Source organism: Nonomuraea dietziae (genome assembly GCF_014195505.1).
Classification (GTDB): Bacteria; Actinomycetota; Actinomycetes; order Streptosporangiales; family Streptosporangiaceae; genus Nonomuraea; species Nonomuraea roseola.
Genome location: NZ_JACIBV010000001.1, coordinates 4549924 through 4571108, shown reverse-complemented (window position 1 = coordinate 4571108; position 21185 = coordinate 4549924). Strand labels below are relative to the sequence as shown.

The 21185-nt window shown below is 70.0% G+C and carries 16 protein-coding genes; 8 read left to right on the top strand and 8 right to left on the bottom strand.

The genetic code is table 11. The features are described 5' to 3' along the window. The first annotated feature begins 119 nt into the window (after positions 1-119). The 4 genes from FHR33_RS21510 to FHR33_RS21495 all read left to right on the top strand — a co-directional run bounded on the left by FHR33_RS21510 (position 120) and on the right by FHR33_RS21495 (position 6501). Positions 120-815: a class I SAM-dependent methyltransferase gene (locus tag FHR33_RS21510; protein WP_183650650.1), complete on the top strand. Its 696-nt coding sequence runs from the start codon at positions 120-122 to the stop codon at positions 813-815. Between the two features lie 259 nt (positions 816-1074). Further along, entirely contained in the window at positions 1075-4515 is a 3441-nt protein-coding gene (locus tag FHR33_RS21505; protein ID WP_183650647.1) for a bifunctional glycosyltransferase/CDP-glycerol:glycerophosphate glycerophosphotransferase, read from the top strand. Between the two features lie 125 nt (positions 4516-4640). Next, positions 4641-5462 (top strand): CDP-alcohol phosphatidyltransferase family protein, encoded by an 822-nt coding sequence (locus tag FHR33_RS21500; protein ID WP_246452030.1) that lies wholly within the window; start codon positions 4641-4643, stop codon positions 5460-5462. After that, entirely contained in the window at positions 5455-6501 is a 1047-nt protein-coding gene (locus FHR33_RS21495) for a sulfotransferase family protein (RefSeq protein ID WP_183650640.1), read from the top strand. The genes FHR33_RS21500 and FHR33_RS21495 overlap by 8 nt, the downstream gene beginning before the upstream one ends. Here FHR33_RS21495 and FHR33_RS21490 read toward each other — a convergent pair. The 8 genes from FHR33_RS21490 to FHR33_RS21455 form a co-directional block, all read right to left on the bottom strand. Beyond that, positions 6486-7535 carry a glycosyltransferase gene (locus FHR33_RS21490; protein WP_312895650.1) on the bottom strand — a complete coding sequence of 350 codons (1050 nt, stop codon included), beginning with the start codon at positions 7533-7535 and terminating at the stop codon, positions 6486-6488. The two genes, FHR33_RS21495 and FHR33_RS21490, sit on opposite strands and share 16 nt — an antisense overlap. Beyond that, positions 7532-10207 carry a CDP-glycerol:glycerophosphate glycerophosphotransferase gene (locus FHR33_RS21485; protein WP_183650637.1) on the bottom strand — a complete coding sequence of 892 codons (2676 nt, stop codon included), beginning with the start codon at positions 10205-10207 and terminating at the stop codon, positions 7532-7534. Before FHR33_RS21485 ends, FHR33_RS21490 begins: the two co-directional genes overlap by 4 nt. 81 nt (positions 10208-10288) lie before the next feature. Further along, on the bottom strand, positions 10289-10954 hold the full coding sequence (locus FHR33_RS21480; protein WP_183650635.1) for an SRPBCC family protein: 666 nt from the start codon (positions 10952-10954) through the stop codon (positions 10289-10291). A gap of 103 nt (positions 10955-11057) precedes the next feature. Beyond that, positions 11058-11900 carry an FAD binding domain-containing protein gene (locus FHR33_RS21475; protein WP_183650633.1) on the bottom strand — a complete coding sequence of 281 codons (843 nt, stop codon included), beginning with the start codon at positions 11898-11900 and terminating at the stop codon, positions 11058-11060. Next, complete coding sequence (locus FHR33_RS21470) at positions 11897-14287, bottom strand: xanthine dehydrogenase family protein molybdopterin-binding subunit (protein ID WP_183650630.1); 2391 nt, start codon at positions 14285-14287, stop codon at positions 11897-11899. The genes FHR33_RS21475 and FHR33_RS21470 overlap by 4 nt, the downstream gene beginning before the upstream one ends. After that, positions 14284-14766 (bottom strand): (2Fe-2S)-binding protein, encoded by a 483-nt coding sequence (locus FHR33_RS21465; RefSeq protein WP_183650627.1) that lies wholly within the window; start codon positions 14764-14766, stop codon positions 14284-14286. The genes FHR33_RS21470 and FHR33_RS21465 overlap by 4 nt, the downstream gene beginning before the upstream one ends. Before the next feature lie 54 nt (positions 14767-14820). After that, positions 14821-15030 (bottom strand): hypothetical protein, encoded by a 210-nt coding sequence (locus FHR33_RS21460; protein ID WP_183650624.1) that lies wholly within the window; start codon positions 15028-15030, stop codon positions 14821-14823. Beyond that, entirely contained in the window at positions 15020-16549 is a 1530-nt protein-coding gene (locus FHR33_RS21455; RefSeq protein ID WP_183650621.1) for a PspC domain-containing protein, read from the bottom strand. Before FHR33_RS21455 ends, FHR33_RS21460 begins: the two co-directional genes overlap by 11 nt. A 112-nt stretch (positions 16550-16661) precedes the next feature. Here FHR33_RS21455 and FHR33_RS21450 point away from each other — a divergent pair, with 112 nt between their 5' ends. From FHR33_RS21450 to FHR33_RS21435, 4 genes are read left to right on the top strand one after another with little or no spacing between them, the layout of a single operon-like run. Continuing rightward, entirely contained in the window at positions 16662-17864 is a 1203-nt protein-coding gene (locus FHR33_RS21450) for an ATP-binding protein (protein WP_183650617.1), read from the top strand. Beyond that, complete coding sequence (locus FHR33_RS21445) at positions 17861-18493, top strand: response regulator (protein ID WP_183650615.1); 633 nt, start codon at positions 17861-17863, stop codon at positions 18491-18493. The genes FHR33_RS21450 and FHR33_RS21445 overlap by 4 nt, the downstream gene beginning before the upstream one ends. 57 nt (positions 18494-18550) lie before the next feature. Beyond that, positions 18551-19687, top strand: coding sequence for an FAD-dependent monooxygenase (locus FHR33_RS21440; protein ID WP_221241186.1), 1137 nt, complete (start codon positions 18551-18553; stop codon positions 19685-19687). A gap of 21 nt (positions 19688-19708) precedes the next feature. Further along, positions 19709-21184, top strand: coding sequence for a glutamate-cysteine ligase family protein (locus tag FHR33_RS21435; RefSeq protein WP_183650612.1), 1476 nt, complete (start codon positions 19709-19711; stop codon positions 21182-21184). Position 21185: the final 1 nt, after the last annotated feature.

The window sequence follows — 21185 nt, the reverse complement described above, 5'->3', positions numbered from 1 at the left end:
GGCCGATCCCGCCAGGTAAAGAACTGCCAGGGCTGATTCCTGCTGCTGTTCAACGAGACGTCCGCAGCCGGTGACGCGACCAGAATGCCGAGGACGAGAAGCGGCTACAGGGAGTAAAGATGGATGCCGTCGAAATCGACCGGGCGATGCGTCTCGAAGACCGCAACTGGTGGCACCGCGAGCGACGGGCCCTCCTCGCCCGGCGGTTGCGCCGCCTCGGCACACCGGGTCGTGCGGTGGATCTCGGGGCGGCGGGCGGCGGCAACACGCGGGTTCTCGTCGATCACGGATGGCAGGCCCTCGCCGTCGACTGCTCGGAGGCGGCGGTCGACCACGCCCGGTCCAGGGGCGTGGACGCGATGTGGGGTGACATCAGGAACCTGCCCCTGCCCTCGGACGAGTTCGACCTGGTCGTCGCCTTCGACGTGCTCGAGCACATCGACGACGACGCGGCGGCGGCCACCGAGATCAACAGGCTGCTGAGGTCCGGAGGGACCGCGCTGATCGCCGTGCCGTGCGACATGCGCCTGTGGTCGGCGCGCGACGTCGCCCTCGGCCGTGAGCGCCGCTACACCAGGGACTCCCTGTCCATGCTCCTGCTCGACGCCGGACTCACGATCGAGCGGATGTGGAGCTGGAACGTGCTGCTGCGGCCGGCCCTCCGGTGGCGCGGGCGCAGGGGCGCCTGTCGCGGCCTGGAGGAGCCGTCTCCTCTGGTGAACGGCGTGCTCGGCGCGGTCGTGTGGTCGGAGCGTTTTCTCCCTGTCGGCCGCCTGCCGGGAATCTCCCTGATGGCCGAAGCGCGCTCGCATTGACGCCGCGAAAGGGAGGACCACGGATGAACATGGCTTCCCCTGCCCATGCCGCCGGGCCGGCCCGTCCATTCGCGGAGCCGGTCACCGTGAATGCCGTCGTTCAGCTCGCCGATAATGAGCCGGCGCTTTCCTGCCGCCTTCTGTCCCGCCATTCTTTTCCGTATTTTCTTTTCGCGTCCGGATGGCGTAGCACGACTGCCCGCGACGGCAGCCCCGAATCCGCCGTAGTAGTCATGTCATTTCCCTGAGGAGTGTCCGCATGTCCGCGATCTTGAGCATCGTTGTGCCCTTCTGCAACGTGGAGCACTATCTCGACGAATGTCTGGAATCCATTGCCACGCAGACGCTTTCCGACATCGAGGTCTTCCTGGTCGATGACGGCTCCACCGACAACAGCGCCGTCATCGCGAAGGCCAGGGTGGCGAGGGACAGCAGGTTCCAGCTGATCCAGCAGGAGAACCGCGGTCCTGGCCTGGCCCGCAACGCGGGGCTCGACCGGGTCGCAGGCAGGTACCTGACCTTCGCCGACGGCGACGACATCGTGCCGGCCGGCGCCTACGAGGCGCTGGTCGGGTCCCTGGAGAGCACGGGCTCCGACCTCGCCTGCGGTGCCGTGCGCCGCCTGTCGGCGGGCAAGGAGGTGCCCTCGTGGCTGCACGACAAGGCCCTGCCTCCTGCGGTACGGCGCACGCACGTGCGCCACCACCCTCAACTGCTGCGCGACCGCACGGTGTGGAACAAGGTGTACCGGCGCTCGTTCTGGGAGTCCAGGGGCTTCCGCTTCCCCGCCGGCATCTACGAGGACGTCGCGCTCGCCGTGGCCGCCCACGTGCACGCGGAGACGGTCGACGTCCTCGACGACGTCGTCTACCTGTGGCGCAGGCGCGACCGCGGAGAGCTGTCCACGACACAGAACCGCGCGGAGCTCGGCAACCTGCGGGCCCGTTTCGACGCGCTGGAGGAGCTGCGGGCGGTCGTGGCCGCCCACCTGCCCGAACTCCTGCCCGGGCTCGACACGCAGATACTCGAGGCGGACGTGATGATCGCCGTCGAGGCGGTCACCTCGATGCAGCAGGACGAGCGCGAGGCGGCGCTCGACCGGGTGCGGCCCTTCCTCGCCGCCGCCGGCGTGGACCAGCTCATGGCGCTGCCCGTCGCGGACCGGGTCAAGCTGTATCTGGCGCGCCACCACAGGGTCGACGCGCTGCGCGAGGTCTTCGGCCTCGAACGCGAGGGCCTGCCCACGGTGAAGGGGGTGCGCAAGGGCGTCTTCCGTCCGAAGCTGTACCTGACCTATCCCTTCTTCGGCGACCGCAAGGTGAAGGTGCCGGCCAGGCTGTACGAGGTCGACGAGGAGCTGGAGCTCCACACCAGGGTCGACAGGGCCTGCTGGGAGGAGGGCGGCCTGGTGATCGAGGGGTTCGCCTACATCGACCGGCTGGAGATGACCGACCCTGGCTCGTCTGAGCTGCGGCTGGAGCTGCGCAACGCGAAGACCGCCGACGTGATCGAGCTGACGAGCGAGCGGATCGCCCGCCCCGACGTGACGGCCAGAGCAGGGCACGCCGCGGTCTGCTACGACTGGTCGGGTTTCAGGGCGCGGAGCAGCTTCGGCGATCGGCTCCTGCGCAGACCGGGGAACTGGGAGCTCTGGGTCACGGTGGAGTCGCACGGGCTCCAGCGGTCGAGCAGGGTCTCCGGCCCCGTCCACGGCCATGTCGACGTGTGGCTCGACAGCGACCTGCGCATGCGCGTCCCGCCGAGGACGAGGGGGCAGCGCTTCCAGATCAGGATGAGCACCCCTGTGGCCGTGGTGGACCGGGCCGTGGCGGGCGCGTCGGGATTCGAGCTGAGCTGCAGGATCGGCTCGCGTTCGGGCGGCGCGGCCGAGGTCGTCCTGAGCGGCGCCGGCGATCTGTCCATCCCCGTCGAGCTGGACGCCGAGGGCGCCTTCGACGTCGTGATCCCCTACGAGTCGCTGCTGCGGGACCCGCACGGCGACGATCCGCGCTGGGAGATCGTCGTGGCCGCGGGCGGCGCGTCCTCGCGCCTGGCGAGCCCTGACGGGGTGGCGGCGCGGTGGATCACGCCGTCGGGCGCCGAGCTGGCGGTGGAGGTGACCAGGTACGGATTCCTCGTCGCCACCTGGCGTGAGACGCGCCCGATCGTCGACACGCTCGAATGGGACGCCGAGGGCCGTCTCGTCCTGTCCGGCGAGCACGTCCAGGACGCGCGACCCGAGAGGCTGCTGGTGTGCCGCCGCCGTTCGACGGAGAGCAGGACGGTGCCGCTCGAGTGGGAGGGGGCTCGCTTCCGCGCGCGGCTGGCGGTGGCGCAGCTGCCGTCGCAGGGCGGCGAGCTCCCGCTGGCGAGCGGGTTGTGGGATCTCCTCATGGAGGTCGAGGACGGGGTGGTCCCCCTCAGGGTGGGGCCCACGACGATCGGCTCGCTGTCGGAGTACCACGTCGCGGGAACGCACGACTTCTGCGTGACCTCGCAGGAGGGGGAGGCGCTCGCGCTGCGCTCACGCGTGGCGCTGGGCCCCGACGAGCGCGGCAGGTACGCCCAGCGGCTGCTGCGGGAGAGGACGGGCTCCCTGCCGTTGAAGCGCGACCTCGTGCTCTTCGACAGTTACGAGGGCAGGCAGTTCTCCTGCAACCCCAGGGCCGTCTTCGAGGAGTTGCGCCGCCGTGACGTCGGCGCGGAGCTGGTGTGGGTCTCCAGGGACGGCCAGTTCGCCACGCCCGAGGGCGCCGAGGTGGTCATGAAGGGCTCCCGCCGCCACCACGAGGTCCGCAGCTCCGCCGGGCTCGTCGTCAGCAACTGGTCGCAGCGGGAGATCCCGGGCAAGCCCGCGGGCCAGCTGTACATGCAGACCTGGCACGGCACCCCGCTCAAGAGGCTCGGCTACGACCTGAAGGTCACGCCGTTCAGGCGGGCGGAGACCTTCAAGTGGATCAAGGAGGACGTGCCGCTGTGGGACTTCCTGGTCTCGCCCAGCGCCTTCGCCACCACCATCATGCGCCGCGCCTACGACTACGGAGGCGAGGTCCTGGAGGTGGGCTACCCTCGCAACGACCTGCTGAAGGCGGCCGACCGCGAGGAGCGCGCGCAGACCGTGCGCAGGCGTCTCGGCATCGAGCCGGGCAAGAAGGTGGTGCTGTACGCGCCCACCTGGCGTGACGACCAGCACGTGGGGGTGGGCAAGCGGCTCTTCCACCTGGAGCTCGACCTCGAGCGCGCCAGGAAGGCGCTGGGGGACGACCACGTCTTCCTCGTGCGCGCCCATTACCTGGTGACCGACAGGCCCGCCTTTCCCGAGGGGAACTTCGCGATCGACGTCACCCACTATCCCGACATCGCCGAGCTGTACCTGATCTCCGACGTGCTGGTCACCGACTACTCCTCGGCGATGTTCGACTACTGCAACACGGGTCGGCCGATGATCTTCTTCGCCTACGACCTCGCGAACTACAGGGACGAGGCGCGCGGCTTCTACTTCGACTTCGAGGCCGAGGCCCCTGGGCCGATCGTGGGGGAGTCGGACCAGGTGATCGAGGCGATAGCGGGTCTCAGGGACGTCGAGGACGCGTTCGCGGGCAAGTACAGGTCCTTCGTGGACGCCTACTGCCCGCACGACGACGGCAGGGCCTCCGAGAGAGTGGTGGACCGCATCATCTCGACCGGAATCTTCGGATAGACGGCGCCCGCCGCGATCTACCTAGGCAATGCCAGGTGGGGAGAGAGTCAAGAAGCGGCATGGACATTCTCCAATAGTTCCAGAGAGTAATCGAAGAGCAACACCGCGTCGCCATGCTGGAATCCATGAGGACCTATTCGCTCGATGACGTCTACGCGACACGTAAGCGGAGAGACTCCTGGTGGACCGTGTACCTCGTGGACCCGGCCGCCTGCCGGGTCGCGATGCTCGTGGCCAACCACACAGAGATCACGCCCAACGCGCTCACGGTCTTCTCGCTGATCCTGGGCATGGGGTCGGCGGCGTGCCTGGCGGCCGGCCAGCTCGCCGCGGGGGCGGTGCTGTTCTACCTGAGCTTCATGATCGACTGCGTCGACGGCAAGATCGCCAGGTTGAAGGGCACGGGGACTCCGTTCGGTCTATGGCTCGACTACGTGGGCGACAGGATCAGGGTGGTCTGCTGCGCCGCGGGACTGGCCTACGGCCAGTACGCGGCCACGGGAAGCGTGGACTTCATCCTGCTGGGCGCGACGGTGGCCGTCCTCGATCTGTTCAGGTACGTCAACGCACCGCAGATGAAGCGGGTCAGGGAGACGATCAGGGAAGGGCTCGCGCCCAGGTTGACGGAGGTGCCGCAGGCGCCGCGCGTGCCGGGGCCGAAGCGGTCGAGGGGCCTGCTGCGGCGGTTCAATCGGTCCCTGGCCCGCCGCAGGGTCAGGTCTCACCTGATCAGCGGTATCGAGTTCCACGCGGCGGTCTTCGTGGTGGCGCCGCTGATCGGGCAGGCGGCGCTGATCCCCGTGACCGCGGTCGCCAGCATCCTGCTCCTGGCCAACGAGATCTTCCTTGTCTATCGGATGTGGCTCTTCACTCGCCGAAACACCGCGGTGCCCAAGCCGCAGGAGAGTCGAGAGCACGCGCTAATCGGGGGTTCACCAAATGTCTGACAGGCCGGTATTCGTCATTGGCTGTCCACGCTCGGGCACCACGATGCTGCAGCTCATGCTGAGCTCGCATCCCAGGCTCGCGGTGCCGCCGGAGACCAGGTTCCTGGTCCCCGTCTACTACAAGCGCCGCACGTTCGGCGACATGCGGATCGCCGAGCGGCGCCGCGCGCTCGCGGAGTACATCGCCGGCGACCGCAGCACGAAGTTCCGCGAGCTCGGCATCGACAAGGACGACTACATCCGGCAGGTCGTCGAGGGCCCCGGCTCGCTCGGCTCGGTGATCGGCACCACCTTCAAAATGTACTCCGACCGCTTCGGCAAGCCCAGGTGGGGCGACAAGCGTCCGAGCTACGTCAAGCAGGTGGACATGCTGACCAGGCTCTTCCCCGACGCGCAGTTCATCCACCTCATCAGGGACGGCCGCGACTGCGTCGCCTCCCTGAAGGAGATGCCCTGGTACACGCTCAACTCCTTCCACGCCATCTCCACGTGGGCCGAGGCGATCGACGCGGGCAAGAGGCTGCGCAGGACCATGTCCGAGGACAGCTACTACGAGCTGCGCTACGAGGACCTGACCGACGACCCGTCGACGGAGCTGAAGAAGCTCTGCCACTTCCTCGAAGAGGACTACGACCCCGCGATGTGCTCGCCGCGTGAGGCCGCCAGCCACGCGGTGCCCGTCCACAAGGTGTGGCACAGCAACACGCACGGCGAGGTCACCAGAGCGCGGGTGGGCAGCTGGGCCAAGCGCCTGGACAGCTGGGAGATCAGGCTGGCCGAGCAGGCGCTCGGTGACAGGCTCGAGGACCACGGCTACGAGCTGTCGGGCGCGCCGAAGGCCGCCAAGGAGCACATGCTGAAGTTCCAGAAGACCATGCAGAAGCGGCGTGGCGCGCGCATGCGCAAGCTCATGCGCGACCGCATCAACAGGCTGCGCGAGCAGGGCCCCGTTCCCGCGCTGCTGACCTCGGGACAGCTCGCGCTGGCCGGGCTTCCGCAGCAGCGCGCCGAGTCGGAGCTGCCTCAGCGCGTCATGTGAGCGAAGAGCTGTTCCCAGCGGTCGAGGACGCGTTCGAGTCCGAACGTCTCGGCCCTGGCCCGAGCGGCGGCGCCGAGGTGCCGCCGCTCGTCGTATGAGCGCATCAGCGTGCCGAGCCTGTCGGCGAAGGCGGCCACGTCACCTGGAGGGGCCAGGAGCCCGCCGGTGGAGCGCACGCCGCCCGAGACGTCGAAGGCGACCGAGGGCACCCCGTGCGCGGCCGACTCCAGCATCACCAGAGGCAGTCCCTCGTGCTCGCTCGACAGCGCGACGATCGAGGCGGCCAGGTACTCCCGCGACATGCCGGAGGCCGGCAGGCGCCCTCTGAACACCACCCTGTCCTCGACGCCCTCGCGGCGGGCGTGCGCGCGCAGCCGCTCCTCCTCGGGGCCGTCGCCGATCAGGTGGAGCTCCCACGGTGGCGCCGAGGCCATGGCGAAGGCGCTGATCAGCCGGTCGAACCGCTTGACGCCCGCCAGCCTTCCCACACCCAGCACCCTGGGCGCCTCCAGCGAGGAGAGCGAGCCGGGCCAGATCGTCAGCGGGTTGGGCAGCGACCACGTGTTGGGCAGCAGCGCGTGCTCGGAGAACAGCCACGCGTCGTCCTCGCTGAGGAAGACCGCCTGGTCGAGCTCCCCGTAGTGCCGCCTGATGGCGCCCAGGTGCGAGCAGATGCGCGCGTGGGCGTAGGAGCCGTGGTACTGCCCGATCAGCCGCATCCTGGCGGGCAGCCGTCCTGACAGGCGCGACACCACCCCTGGCGAGGTGAGGACGGCGAAGCCCGGCCCGATCTGCCCGAGCACCCTGTCCAGCCTGCGCCTCTCGAAGCGGGAGGGCCGCGACGACCTGTTGATCACGTGCTGCCGGTAGAGCGGCCTCGAGACGTAGCGGAACGGGTCGGCCGCCCTGTGCAGGCCGATCACGTGCACGTCGTAGCCGCGGCCCGCCAGTCCCTGGGCGAGGGTGTGGGTGACCTGCTGGATCCCGCCGAGCGTGTCGGCGTCCATGCACGCGAAGACCAGTGATCTGTTCACCGCGCCCCCCGCAGGAAGGGCCGCGAGGCAACCCTCGGGGTCGGCGGCGCCGAGAAGAACGTTTCCACCACCCTGGCCGAGGCGTCGCCGCGCTCGTCCTCGCACCACAACCGGTGGAAGGCGGCGTACTTGTCGGAGAAGGAGGCGTGGACGGCGGGCAGGTTCCGCAGGCACTCGATCAGCTCGGCGTCGGTGGTGACGCACGGCCCCGGCGCGATGGCGGGCAGGTCGGTGTTGACGCCGCGCTCGGTCAGCCGGTACTCGTCCCAGTCGTCGATGAAGAACAGCATCGGCTTGCCCGTCACCGCGTAGTCGCACATCACGGAGGAGTAGTCCGTCAGCAGCGCGTCGGACAGCAGCATCAGGTCGTTGATCTCCGAGTACGACCCCACGGGCCTGACGAAGTGGCGCACGTGCTGGGGCACCCTGAAGCGTTCGACCGGGTGCGTGCGCAGCAGCAGCACCCACTCCTCGGCCAGCGCGTCGGCCAGCGCCTCCAGGTCGACCCTGACCGAGATGCCCGAGCTCTTCGCGCCGTCGCGGTAGGTGGGCGCGTAGAGCAGGATCTTGCGGTCGGGCGGGATCTCCAGGCGCTCGCGCAGCCCGGCGGGGACCCTGCCGTGCACCAGGGCGTCGCAGCGCGGCGAGCCGTAGCGCAGGACGGGGCCCGAGTAGCCGAGAGCGGGCACGAAGTAGCGGGAGAACTCGGCGCTGGGGGAGATGAGCGCGTCCCACCTGGCGACGGCCCTGCGCCACTGCTCGCGCGGTCCGGGGAAGTCGGCGCGCAGGTCAGGGGCGTCGAAGCCGATCGACTTGATGCCCTGACCGTGCCAGGTCTGCAGGTAGCGGGTGCCGCGCGGCTTGGGGTAGTCGAGGGGGAAGCCGTGGCTGTCGACCCAGATGCCCGCACGGGCCATGGTCCAGACGTAGCGCCAGCTGCCGCGCCGTACCAGGGCGGCGTCTCGCGGGAAGGAGACGCGTCCGCGGGCGACCGACCAGACCGCGCTCACCGGCAGCCCGCGGCGCCGTACCTCCTCATAGACGGCGCGCGGGCTGCCGGTGTATCCCTTACCGCAGTCGGCCTCGAACAGCGCGAGATCCCTACGCGGCGGGACTACCCTGATCAGCGCCTTGTACACCTTCAGTTTGATCTTCGGGTTGCTCAGCTTCCTGAGGACGGAGCGCTTCACCCTGGCCAGCGCCACACGTGGGGTGCGTTTCGGACTCAGGCGCAGCAGCCCGGCGGGGCCCTCGGCCGTGACCCGCACGTGGCCGAGGTCGATCGCCTCCATGGTGGGGTCGGCCATCAGCCGGTCGGAGGTGGTCAGCCCGTCGGGCCTGGTGAAGGCGATGCGCGGGTCGCAGCGCCCGCGCAGCTTCGCCAGGTCGACGGTGACCTCGCTCTCGTAGCCGCCCTCGGCCGACGGGCGCACCTCCATCGGCACCGTGATGCCTGCGCACCTGAGGGAGGCCGTCCAGTCGCGCAGCACGCCGAAGGGGTCGTAGGTGCGGACGGACAGCCGCAGCCGCGTGCCCTGACCCACGGCCTCGACCACCTCGTGCCGCAGCCTGGAGGCGGTGTAGGGCAGCTCGGCCATGCGCAACCTGGTGATGTCCAGGCCGGGGGAGGGCGTGGGGCCCCAGTAGGTGCGCCCGTCGCGCACGGTCGCCACGCGCGGCGGAGCCATGGGGCCGTTCAGCGACCTCGCCGCGACCCTCAGCTCCTCGATCCGGTCGGAGAGGATCAGATGGCAGCAGACCTTGACCATCGGGTCGATCCGCTCCATCACCTCCTCCGGCACCTGCTCCAGGTACGGCCTGACGACCGAGGCGAACTCCTTGGCCCAGAGCAGGTCGCGCGAGGGCAGCGGGTTGAGGTAGACCCGCAGGTCCTGGCGCAGGAAGCGGCGCTGCCTGTCGGGGACGAGGTCGTCGCACCCGTGCTCGCGCAGGATGGCGTCGCTGCGCCTGGCGGCCTCCATCCTGTGGCGGACGTTGTCCATCTCCTTGATGCTCAGCGAGATGGAGCCGGTCGCCGGCGCCCTGTGCCAGTGGTAGACCACCCACGGCACCACCGCGAATCTTCGCGCCACGGCGTACATCTCGGCGCCGAAGACGTGGTCCTCGTAGTGGATGTCCTCGGGGAAGCGCAGCGCGTTGCGGCGCAGGAACTCCACGTCGAAGAGCTTGTTGGTGCAGAAGCAGTCGAGGAAGAGCTCCGGCTCCTCGCGGATCCCCTCGACGACTCTCCGCTTCCTGAACAGGTAGGGGTAGTACCGCTGCCGCCGCCCGCCAGGCTCGAACACCCTGGAGATCTGCCCCGAGACGAAGTCGGCCCCCGTCCGCTCGATCTCGGTCAGCAGGCTCTTGCACGCGTGCCTGGGCAGGGTGTCGTCACTGTCCAGGAACAGGACGTACGGCGACAGCGCAGCGTCGAGCCCCTCGTTGCGCGGCGCGCCGCAGCCGCCCGAGTTGACCGCCCGCCGCACGTAGCGCACGCGGGGGTCGGCGCGCATGAGCTCGGCGGCGACCCTCGGCGTGTCGTCGGTGCTCGCGTCGTCGGAGATGACTACTTCGAGGTCGTGGAGGGTCTGGTCGAGCACGGAACGCACGGCCCTCGGCAGGCGGTCGGCGTCGTTGTAGGCGATCACGACAACGGTGCACTCCGGCATGCCTGTTCTCCCCCGAGATCTCGATGCTCGAGGTCAGACATTCCCTCAGGACCGGTGGTGTGTCCCTACTTGAGTTGGTTTTTACCGGACAATACGCCTGATCAGCCATACAAGGAACAGAAGACCAGCAATCGCTCCGGCGACCGGGGCCACCCGCTTGAGCAGCGGTGTACCCGCGATCTCGAGCAGGTCGAGCGCCTCCTCGTCGGGCGTGAGCGAGGTGCGCAGGGTGCCGCTCGGCCTGGCGTCCTCCTCGTCGAGTTCGGGCACCGCGGCGAGGTGGCGCTCCTCGGACTGGCTCTCGCCCAGCAGCTCGGCCAGGTTCTCCGCGAACCTGTCGATCAGCTTGCCGCCCACCTCCGCCATGACGCCTCTGCCGAACTGCGCGGGCCTGCCCGTGACGTTGAACGAGCTCTCCACCCGGACCGAGGTCGCGTCGCCCGCGGGGGTCAGGCGCGCGGTGACCGACGCGCTGGCGGTGCCGGAACCGCGCGCCTCCTTGCCCGAGGCCTGGAGCGTGAGGGTGTAGGCGTCCTTGTCGACGTCCTCGAAGCGGGCGGTGCCCCTGTAGGTGACGGTGATGGGGCCGACCTTCACCTTCATCCTGCCGGTGAACTCCTCGCCTTCGACGATGTCGAGCGTGGCCCCCGGCAGGCACGGGGCCACCCGCTCGACGTCGAGCAGCGCCGCCCACGCCTGCTCGATCGGGACAGGGACCGTGAACTCGTGCTCGAACCGCATCGCCATTGATCCGCTCCTTCCGCCTGTCTGTGGTCCCAGACTCGCGCCTGGGGCCTCCGCTGACCACCCCGTGGGTTGTGGGCGTCCCCTGAGGGACGCCCACGCGACGTCAGGGCCTGCCCGCGGCCGCGTTCACCGCCCTGTGAGTCAGCACCTGGGCCAGGTGCCTTCGGTAGTCGGCCTGGGCGTGCAGGTCGGAGGTGGGCGAGGTGCCCTCGGCCGCCTCCGCGCACGCCTGCCGTACGGCCTCGCCCAGCTCGACGCCCTGCAGCGCGCTCTCGACCGCGCGGGCGCGCACGGGAGTGGGGCCCATGTTGGTCAGCCCGATCCTGGCCTCCTGGATCGAGCCGTTGGCCCGGCGGACCGCCGCGGCCACGCCGACGATCGCCCAGGCCTGGGCGGTGCGGTGGAACTTCTCGTAGTGGAAGCCCCAGCCGGGACCGAGCTTGGGCACCTTCACCCCGACCAGGATCTCGCCAGGCTCCAGCGCCGGCTCCAGGTAGTCGAGGAAGAAGTCGGCCGCGGGGATCTGCCTGGTGGAGGTGACCATCACGCACTCCAGCGCGAGGGCCACGGCCGGCAGGTCTCCGGCGGGGTCGGCGTGGGCGAGCGAGCCGCCGAAGGTGCCGCGGTGCCGTACGGCGGGGTCGGCGACGGTGGCGGCGGCCAGCGCCACGAGCGGGCAGCCCGCGATGACGGCGGGCGAGCGCAGCACCTCGTCATGCGTGGCCATCGCGCCGATGAAGACGTGGTCGCGCTCGTCGAGGATGCCGGTCAGCTCCTCCAGGCGGCTGACGTCGACCAGCAGCGAGGGGTAGGCCAGGCGCAGGCGCAGCAGCGGCAGCAGTGACTGGCCGCCCGCCAGCACCTTCGCCTCCTCGTCCGAGGCCAGCGCCTCGCTCGCCTCCTGCAGCGAGCCTGGCCTGAGGTAGTCGAACTGGGCCGGGATCATCGGATGGCCCTCCAGATCCGTTCGGGCGTGCAGGGCATCTGGATGTCGTGCACGCCGTGCGGGCGCAGGGCGTCCACGACGGCGTTGACGACGGCGGGCGTGGAGGCGATGGTGCCCGCCTCCCCGACGCCCTTGACGCCGAGCGGGTTGGAGGTCGCCGGCGACTCGGTCCTGTCGGTGACGAAGTCGGGCAGGTCCGCGGCCGTGGGGATCAGGTAGTCGGCCATCGTCGTGGTGAGCAGGTTGCCTTCCGCGTCGTGGACGGCCTCCTCGTACAGCGCCTGCGCGATGCCCTGGGCGAGACCGCCGTGCACCTGACCCTCGACGATCAGCGGGTTGATGACGTGACCGACGTCGTCCACCGCCACGTACTTGCGGATCCTGGCCATGCCCGTCTCGGTGTCGACCTCGATCGCGCACAGGTGGGTGCCGTGCGGGAAGGAGAAGTTCTCGGGATCGAACGTGGCGTCGGCGTCGAGCCTGGGCTCCACCCCCTCGGGCAGGTCGTGCGCGGCGAAGGCGGCCAGCGCGAGCTCCTGGATCGTCTTGCTCGACTCCGTCCCCTTGACCTTGAACGCGCCCTGGGAGAACTCGAGGTCGTCGGGCGAGCACTCCAGCGTGTGCGCGGCCAGCCTCCTCGCCTTCTCCTTCACCTTCTCGCACGCCCGCAGGACGGCCATGCCGCCGACGACCAGCGAGCGCGAGCCGTAGGTGTCCATGCCCTTGTGCGAGATCGCGGTGTCGCCGTGGACGACCGCGATGTCGTCGAACGGCACGCCCAGCGAGTCGGCCACGATCTGGCTCCAGGCGGTCTCGTGGCCCTGCCCGTGCGGCGAGGTGCCGGTGACGACCTCGACCTTGCCCGTGGGCAGCATGCGCACCGAGCCGTGCTCCCATCCCCCCGCGCCGTAGCTGAGCGAGCCGAGCACCCTGCTGGGCGCCAGGCCGCACATCTCGGTGTAGGTGCTGACGCCGATGCCGAGCTGGACGGGGTCGCCCCTGTCGCGCCTGTCGGACTGCTCGGCGCGCAGCTTGTCGTAGCCGAACAGCGACAGCGCCTTCTCGGTGGCCGCCTCGTAGTTGCCGGAGTCGTAGGTGAGCCCGGCGATCGTGGTGTACGGGAACTCCTCGTGCCTGATCCAGTTGCGCCTGCGCACCTCGATGGGGTCGAGGTTCAGCTCGGCCGCCAGCTCGTCCATGACCCGCTCGATGGCGTAGGTCGCCTCTGGACGGCCGGCGCCCCTGTAGGCGTCGGTCGGCATCTTGGTGGTGAAGACGCCCGTGCAGTCGAAGCTGTAGGCGTCCATCTTGTAGATGCCGTTGAACATGAAGGCCCCGAGCAGCGGCACGCCCGGCGTGACCAGCATGAGGTAGGCGCCCATGTCGGCGAGCAGCTCGACCTTCACGCCCCTGACGCGCCCGTCGGCCTCGGCGGCCAGCGCGATGTGCTGGACCTGGTCGCGGCCGTGGTGCACGGTCAGGTTGCCCTCCGAGCGCGACTCGGTCCACTTGACCGGCTTGCCGAGCCTCCTGGTGAGCAGCAGGCAGAGCACCTCCTCCGCGGTGACCTGCAGCTTGGAGCCGAACCCCCCGCCCACGTCGGGGGCGACCACGCGCAGCCTGTGCTCGGGGATGCCGGTGGTCAGCGCCAGCATCACGCGCAGCACGTGCGGGATCTGGGTCGAGGACCACAGCGTGAAGGACTCGCCGTCGGTGGTGGCGGCGACCGCCCTCGGCTCCATCGCCGTGGGGATCAGCCGCTGCTGGACGTAGGTGCGGTCGATGAGCACCGGCGCGTCCCTGAAGGCGGCGTCGATGTCACCCTGGGCGAAGGTCCAGGTGAAGGCGCGGTTGCCGCTCTCGTGCACCTTCGGGCTCGCCTCGGTGAGCGCCTCGGCCATGTCGAGGACGGGAGGCAGCGGCTCGTAGTCGACGTCGATCGCGTCCAGCGCGTCGGCCGCCAGGTAGCGGTCGGTGGCCACCACGCAGGCGACGGCCTCGCCCGGGTAGCGGACCTCCCGCACGGCCATCGGCGGGTGGTCGGGGATGACGATGTCCTCGGTCACCGGCCACGCGCACGGCAGGCTGCCCTGCTCGTCGGCGACGTCCTGACCGCTGAAGACGGCGACCACGCCCGGCATGTCGCGCGCGGCGGAGACGTCGACGCCCACGATGCGCGCATGGGCCATGGGGCTGCGCTTGAAGGCGACGTGCAGCAGCCCGGGAAGCTGGATGTTGTCGGTCCAGGTGGTGCGCCCGGCCAGCAGCCTGGCGTCCTCCTTGCGCCTGCGCGCCTTGCCGACCTCGCGGGTGCTGTCGGGTTCGGACAGCTGCCCGCTCTCGGCGATCTGCTGGGCGACCACGCCCGCGTCGAGCTCTTCGGTCATGGCGTCGTCACCGCCTGCCCCATGCTCTGGGCGCCCCGCCGTACCGCTCTGACGATGTTGCAGTAGCCCGTGCACCTGCAGAGGTTGCCCTCCAGGCCGTGCCTGATGGTCTCCTCCGACGGGTCGGGGTCCTCCCTGAGCAGGTCGATCGCGGCCATGACCATGCCAGGCGTGCAGTAGCCGCACTGGAGCGCGTGCTCCTCGTGGAAGGCCCGCTGCATGGGGTGCATGGTCCCCGCGGTCGCGAGGCCCTCGATCGTGACGACGTCGCTGCCGTCGGCCTGTACGGCCAGCACCGAGCAGCTCTTCACGCTCTTCCCGTCGAGCATGACCGTGCAGGCGCCGCAGTTGCTGGTGTCGCACCCGACGGGGGTGCCGGTCTTGCCCAGCCGGTCTCGGAGAAGGTGCACGAGGAGGAGCCTGGGCTCCACGTCCTCCTCGTATCGGATTCCGTCGACGGTGACAGCGATTCGAGGCATACGTCCTCCCTCAATAGCGGGGGTGATTCGAACGTACGCCTATGAATCGATCGGTCACAAGCGCCTGACGGACCTCGCGACGATGGCTATCACCCCTGCGAACCCCAGGCCGCCGACGAGCAGCGCCCAGAGCAGCAGCGCGTCACTGATCACACCGCTCACCAGCAGGATGCCGAGGACCACGAACAGGATGCCGCTGAGCAGGGCCATCCAGTCGGTCCTGTGCAGCAGCCGCTGCCGCTCCGGGCTCGTCTCACGCGCCAACGCGCACCTCCAGGTCGCCGACGCCGCCCTTGAGGTTCAGCACGATCGTCGGCACCGCGCCCTCGGGTCTCACCTCGGGTTCGAGCACCCTGTTCACCTTGAGGTCGGTGCCGCCCTCGACGGACTGGCCGATGGAGATGTCGCCCACCCTGGAGGTCGCGTGCACCTCCACCCGAGCCGTCGGCGGCACGATGACGACGAGCTCGCCGACCGACAGCGTGGCCCTGAAGGTGGTCTTGGCCCCCGGAGGGAGCTCCAGCTCGGTCAGGTCGAGCGTGCCGTCGCCGATGCCCACCTCGTAGACACGGCCCGACTCGGCCACGCTCGTCGGGCTCCACGTGGCGCTGCCGATCTTCCTCGGCAGATGGCCGAACATCAGGCCCGCCCCGATGACCAGGGCCAGGACGGTGCCCAGCGCGACGAGCCCGGCGCCACGGCCGAACCAGGTGGCCACCAGCAGCCCTGCGCCGACGGTGATGAGCATGGCACCACCCACGGCGGTGAGGCTGGGGGTGGCGGATCCAGAGGTGGCTTGGGCCGCCACGACGATCCCTCCAACGATCATTGCGAGCAGGACGGTGACCGCGCCGGTGAACGATCTGCGTCGCCTGGGGCGGGGGGTGGGGACCTGCTCGCCGTAGTGGCTCAGGTCATAGGGCGAGTAGCCGGCCCGCCTGCGGGGATCGAGCGGCTGGTAGGGGCCGCGCGGCGCGAACGGCTCGCCGTAGGAGGGCAGAGGGGGCAGCGGCGCCACCGGCGCCTGGTTCACCCTGGTGGGGGTCTCGGGCGCCTGGCTCACCCTGGTGGGGGTCTCAGGCGCCTCGTTCCCCCTGACGGGGCTCTCGGGCACCTCGTTCACCCTGGTGGGCGCCTCGGCCTCCGGCGCGGAAGGCGCGGAGGCGTTGAAGGCCGCGCTCTCCATGGAGGGCATGGCCTCGGGGCGAGGCTCGTGGTGGACGGCGGGCGGCTCGTGCCGCATGGGAGCCGGCTCCCTGCGGACGGCGGGCGGCTGCGGCCGTACCGGCATCGGCTCGGGGACGACGGGCTCGGGCGCGATCGGCTCGGTCCTGCGGTTGAGCCGCTCGGGCAGCGAGCGGGCCAGCGCGGGCAGGTCGAGGCCTCGGGCGTGCGCGGTCAGCAGCGTGATCGCCATCAGCGTGGCGACCACCAGCGTGCCGGTGCCCAGCCACACCGTGGCGATGTTGATGATGAGGCCGAACCCCGCGACGCCGGTCAGCAGCGCGAACACGGTCTCGGCGTCGAAGTCGCGTCTGGTCCACGTCTCGACGTGGCCGGGACGGCCGTTGGACTCCTTCATCAGCAGGAAGGCCGCGATGTAGAGGAACAACCCGATGCCGGAGCCGAGCACCAGCATGGCGAAACCGACCCGGTAGACCACCGGATCGATGCGCGTGTAGCGGCCGAGCCCCGCGCACACGCCAGTGATCATCCGGCCCTCACCGCTGCGCTTGAGCACGCGGGGTGGGGCTGCCTGGTCGGTGGGCGGTGCTTCGGTCATGGCACCATCGTGGCGCGGAAGGCCAGGATGCGCATCCGGGACTCCCCTGAGGAGACCCTGGGGCTGCTCCCTGATGTCCGGCACGTCCGCGACGTGTGACTATGGCCATGTTATGGCTGACCAACAGACTCTGCGCGAGACAGACGACGCGCCCTTTCCCCGGCTGACCCGTTCCATGGAGGGCCGGCTGGTAGGCGGCATCGCCCAGGGGCTCGCCGCCCAGCTCAAGCTGGATCCGATCGTGATCCGGCTGAGCTTCGTGCTGCTCAGCGTCGTGGACGGCGTGGGCATCGCCGCCTACGCCGTGCTGTGGATGATCACGCCGCGCAGACAGGCGGAGGGTCCGCCGCCGGCCCGCGACTGGAGCCAGCTGGCCGCCTTCACGGCGATCGGCGTGGCGCTGGCCGCCTTCGGCTGGATCACCGGCGCCGCCCAGGGAGGCATCGGCATGCTGCCGTTCGCCGTCGGCGGCATCGGCGCGCTCATCCTCTGGCAGCAGGCCGATCCCGAACGGCGCAAGACATGGGTCAGCGGCGCCACCAAGGGCATGCGGAAGAACCGCGTGCGCACGTTGCTCGGCGTCGTGCTCGTGGTCATCGGCGCGATCGGCTTCCTCGTCGCGGAGGGCCAGTTGCAGGCGGCCAGGCCGGGGCTGCTCTTCACCGCGGTGGTGGTCGGCGGCATCGCGGTCATCGCGGCGCCATGGCTGGCGGGTCTGTCGAAGGAGCTGCAGCTCGAACGGCGCGAGCGCATCAGGCAGGAGGAGCGGGCCGAGGTCGCCGCGATGGTGCACGACTCCGTGCTGCACACCCTCACGCTGATCCAGCGGGTCTCGCACGACCCGCGCGAGGTCACCAGGCTGGCCCGCGCGCAGGAGCGGGAGCTGCGCAACTGGCTCTACCAGCCCGCGCAGGACGCCGACGCCACGCTCGCCGCCGCCGTACGGCGCATCGCGGCCGAGGAGGAGGACTCGCACGGCGTGCCCATCGAGGTCGTGTGCGTGGGCGACACCGAGCTCGACCCGGGCGGCAGGCTCGGCGCGATGCTCAACGCCTCTCGCCAGGCGATGGTCAACGCGGCCAAATACTCCGAGAGCCCGGTCATCTCCGTTTATGCGGAGGTGGAGGGTGAAGAAGTCACCATTTTCGTGAAGGATCGGGGCAAGGGCTTCGATCTGGACGAGGTACCCCTGGACCGCATGGGGATCAGGGAGTCCATCATCGGAAGGATGGAACGCCACGGCGGCAACGCCAGGGTGCGTACCGAGCCCGGTGAGGGCACGGAAGTGATGTTGACGATGAAGGTGGAGAAATGATTCGCGTGCTGATCGTCGATGACCATCGGCTGTTCCGATCGGGCGTGCGCGCCGAGCTGGGCGACTCGATCCAGGTCGTGGGCGAGGCCGAGGACGTCGAGTCGGCGGTGAAGGCGATCGCCACGCTCGAACCCGACGTCGTGCTGCTCGACGTCCACATGCCGGGCGGTGGCGGCCAGGAGGTGCTGCGCCGCGTGCTCGGCTCCGGCTCGCAGGTCCGCTTCCTCGCGCTGTCGGTCTCCGACGCCGCCGAGGACGTGATCGGCGTGATCAGAGGCGGCGCCAGAGGCTACGTCACCAAGAACATCAGCGGGCGCGAGCTGACCGACGCGATCCGCAGGGTGGCCGACGGCGACGCGGTGTTCTCCCCCCGGCTGGCCGGGTTCGTGCTCGACGCCTTCGCCTCCAGCGAGGCGCCCTCCATCGACCCCGAGCTCGACTCCCTGACCCAGCGCGAGCGCGAGGTGCTGCGCCTCATCGCGCGCGGCTACGCCTACAAGGAGATCGCCAAGGAGCTGTTCATCTCGGTCAAGACCGTGGAGACGCACGTGTCGTCGGTGCTGCGCAAGCTCCAGCTGTCGAACAGGCACGAGCTGTCGCGCTGGGCCACCGCCCGCCGTCTGGTGTGACCTGCCGGTCAGCGACCGGTGCGTGGGCGGTGCGCGCCCACGGCCAGTCTGCCTGACATGAACATTCTGATTTCCGGCGCGAGCATCGGCGGACCCGCTCTGGCCTACTGGCTCACGCGTCACGGCTTCGACGTCACGATCGTGGAGCGCTCGAACGGCCTCAGGCCAGGAGGCCAGGCGATCGACGTGCGCGGGCCCGCCCTCGACGTGGCGGCGCGCATGGGCCTGCTGGAGGAGATCCGCGCGCACCGCGTCGAGATGCGCGGCATGTCCATGGTGGACGGCGAGGGCAACGAGGTCTACCGCTCGGAGGAGCACACGTTCACCGGCGGTGAGCTGGCCGGCCCCGACATCGAGATCCTGCGCGACGACCTCAGCCAGATCCTCGCCAAGGCGGCGGGCGAGGTCGGCTACCTCTTCGGCGACTCCATCAAGGAGATCGTGCAGGACGGGAGGGGAGCGCACGTCACCTTCGACAGCGGGCTGCGCCGTACCTTCGACGTGGTGGTGGGCACGGACGGGCTGCACTCCAACACCCGCGGGCTGGTCTTCGGCCCCGAGAGCCGCTTCATCCGCCACCTGGGCACCTACCTGTCGGTGTGGACCGCGCCCAACATCCTCGGCCTCGACCGCTGGCAGGTCTTCCACCAGATGCCCGGCACCGGCTGGGGCGGCGGGGTGATGAGCGTGCGCGGCAACAGCGAGGCGCGGGTCTACATGGGCTTCGAGTCCGAGCCGATCGCCTTCGACCACCGCGACGTCGAGGCGCAGAAGCGCATCCTGCGGGACAGGATGGGCGGCGCGGGATGGGTCTTTCCCGAGCTGCTCGAGCACATGGGGCAGGCCGAGGACTTCCACCTCGACGCGATGGCCCAGATCCACATGGACAGCTGGTCCAGCGGCAGGGTCGTGCTGCTCGGCGACGCGGGCTACTGCGGTTCGCCGCTGTCGGGGCAGGGCACCAGCATGGCCATGGTGGGCGCGTACGTGCTGGCAGGCGAGCTCGCCGCGGCCCGTGGCGACCACACCGCCGCCTTCGCCGCCTACGAGCGGGAGCTGCGCGACTACGTCAGGGGCAACCAGGAGCTCGCCCTCACCAACAAGGCGCGCGTGGAGGCCCAGCAGGCCGGTGAGGAGTATCGGGGGGAGGATTTTGGCGAGGTCGTGGGAAGCCTGTCCTTGAAGGACTACTAGTCCCGTGCGACATTCCCAGGTATGGGCAAAGACGTGCCGGTCGTCGTGTTCAGCAGGGAAGACCGCCGTAACTATCGGGAGAAGGTGCGGCGCAATCTGGACGTCTTCGCTCAGATGCTGCGGGAGTCGCGTTTCGAGTTCGACCGGCCACTGGCCGGGCTGGAGATCGAGCTCAACCTGGTCGACTCGCGGGGCGACCCCGCCATGCGCAACGCCGAGGTGCTGGCGGCCATCGCCCAGCCCGACTGGGCGACCGAGCTCGGCCAGTTCAACGTCGAGATCAACATCGCCCCCCAGGGCCTGGACGGCGACGGCGCGCTCCGCCTGGAGGAGTCGGTGCGCGCCAGGCTCAACCACGCCGAGGAGCGCGCCCGCTCCGAGGGCGGCCACCTGGTCCTGATCGGCATCCTGCCGACGCTCAGGCAGGAGGACACCCACGAGGGCACGCTGTCGGCCAATCCCCGCTACAAGCTGCTCAACGAGCAGATCTTCGCCGCCAGGGGCGAGGACCTGCACCTGTGCATCGAGGGCGTCGAACGCCTCGACACCTACGCCGACAGCATCACCCCCGAGGCCGCCTGCACCAGCGTGCAGCTGCACCTGCAGGTCAGCCCCGAGGCGTTCGCCGCCCACTGGAACGCCGCGCAGGCCATCGCGGGCCCCCAGGTCGCCATCGCGGCCAACTCGCCCTACCTGTTCGGCAGGGAGCTGCACAGGGAGACCAGGATCGCCCTGTTCGAGCAGGCCACCGACACCCGCCCGAAGGAGCTCAAGTCGCAGGGCGTACGGCCGCGCGTGTGGTTCGGCGAGCGCTGGATCACCAGCGTCTTCGACCTGTTCGAGGAGAACGTCCGTTACTTCCCCGCGCTGCTGCCGCTGTGCTCGGAGGAGGACCCCACGGCCGAGCTCGCGGCGGGACGGATCCCCTCGCTGGACGAGCTCACCCTGCACAACGGCACCGTCTACCGGTGGAACAGGCCGGTCTACGCGGTCGTGGACGGCACGCCGCACCTGCGCGTGGAGAACAGGGTCCTGCCCGCGGGGCCCTCCGTGCTGGACGTCGCGGCCAACGCGGCCTTCTACTACGGCCTCATGAAGGTGCTGCCCCACGCCGAGCGCCCCGTGTGGAGCCAGATGGCCTTCAGCACCGCCGAGGAGAACCTGGCGAGCGCGGCCAGGCACGGGCTGGACGCCAGGCTCTACTGGCCAGGGCTCGGCGAGGTGCCCGCGGCCGAGCTGGTGCTGCGCAGGCTGCTGCCGATGGCGGCCGAGGGGCTGTCGCGGTGGGGCGTCGACAGAAGCGTCGCCGACCGGCTGCTCGGGGTGATCGAGGGCCGCTGCCTGACCGGCAGGACGGGCTCCACCTGGCAGGTGGAGGCCGTCGCGGCCTTCGGGGGCGACGGGCCCGAGGGCAGACAGGAGGCGCTGCGCAGGATGACGCTGGCCTACATCGAGCGCATGCACGCCAACGAGCCCGTCCACGCCTGGGACGTCTGAC

Excerpts from the sequence above, each read along its gene's own strand:
- FHR33_RS21510 (WP_183650650.1), top strand. The coding sequence starts at position 120 with ATGGATGCCGTCGAAATCGACCGGGCGATGCGTCTCGAAGACCGCAAC.
- FHR33_RS21505 (WP_183650647.1), top strand. The coding sequence starts at position 1,075 with ATGTCCGCGATCTTGAGCATCGTTGTGCCCTTCTGCAACGTGGAGCAC.
- FHR33_RS21500 (WP_246452030.1), top strand. The coding sequence starts at position 4,641 with ATGAGGACCTATTCGCTCGATGACGTCTACGCGACACGTAAGCGGAGA.
- FHR33_RS21495 (WP_183650640.1), top strand. The coding sequence starts at position 5,455 with ATGTCTGACAGGCCGGTATTCGTCATTGGCTGTCCACGCTCGGGCACC.
- FHR33_RS21485 (WP_183650637.1), bottom strand. The coding sequence starts at position 10,207 with ATGCCGGAGTGCACCGTTGTCGTGATCGCCTACAACGACGCCGACCGC.
- FHR33_RS21480 (WP_183650635.1), bottom strand. The coding sequence starts at position 10,954 with ATGGCGATGCGGTTCGAGCACGAGTTCACGGTCCCTGTCCCGATCGAG.
- FHR33_RS21475 (WP_183650633.1), bottom strand. The coding sequence starts at position 11,900 with ATGATCCCGGCCCAGTTCGACTACCTCAGGCCAGGCTCGCTGCAGGAG.
- FHR33_RS21470 (WP_183650630.1), bottom strand. The coding sequence starts at position 14,287 with ATGACCGAAGAGCTCGACGCGGGCGTGGTCGCCCAGCAGATCGCCGAG.
- FHR33_RS21465 (WP_183650627.1), bottom strand. The coding sequence starts at position 14,766 with ATGCCTCGAATCGCTGTCACCGTCGACGGAATCCGATACGAGGAGGAC.
- FHR33_RS21455 (WP_183650621.1), bottom strand. The coding sequence starts at position 16,549 with ATGACCGAAGCACCGCCCACCGACCAGGCAGCCCCACCCCGCGTGCTC.
- FHR33_RS21450 (WP_183650617.1), top strand. The coding sequence starts at position 16,662 with ATGGCTGACCAACAGACTCTGCGCGAGACAGACGACGCGCCCTTTCCC.
- FHR33_RS21445 (WP_183650615.1), top strand. The coding sequence starts at position 17,861 with ATGATTCGCGTGCTGATCGTCGATGACCATCGGCTGTTCCGATCGGGC.
- FHR33_RS21440 (WP_221241186.1), top strand. The coding sequence starts at position 18,551 with ATGAACATTCTGATTTCCGGCGCGAGCATCGGCGGACCCGCTCTGGCC.
- FHR33_RS21435 (WP_183650612.1), top strand. The coding sequence starts at position 19,709 with ATGGGCAAAGACGTGCCGGTCGTCGTGTTCAGCAGGGAAGACCGCCGT.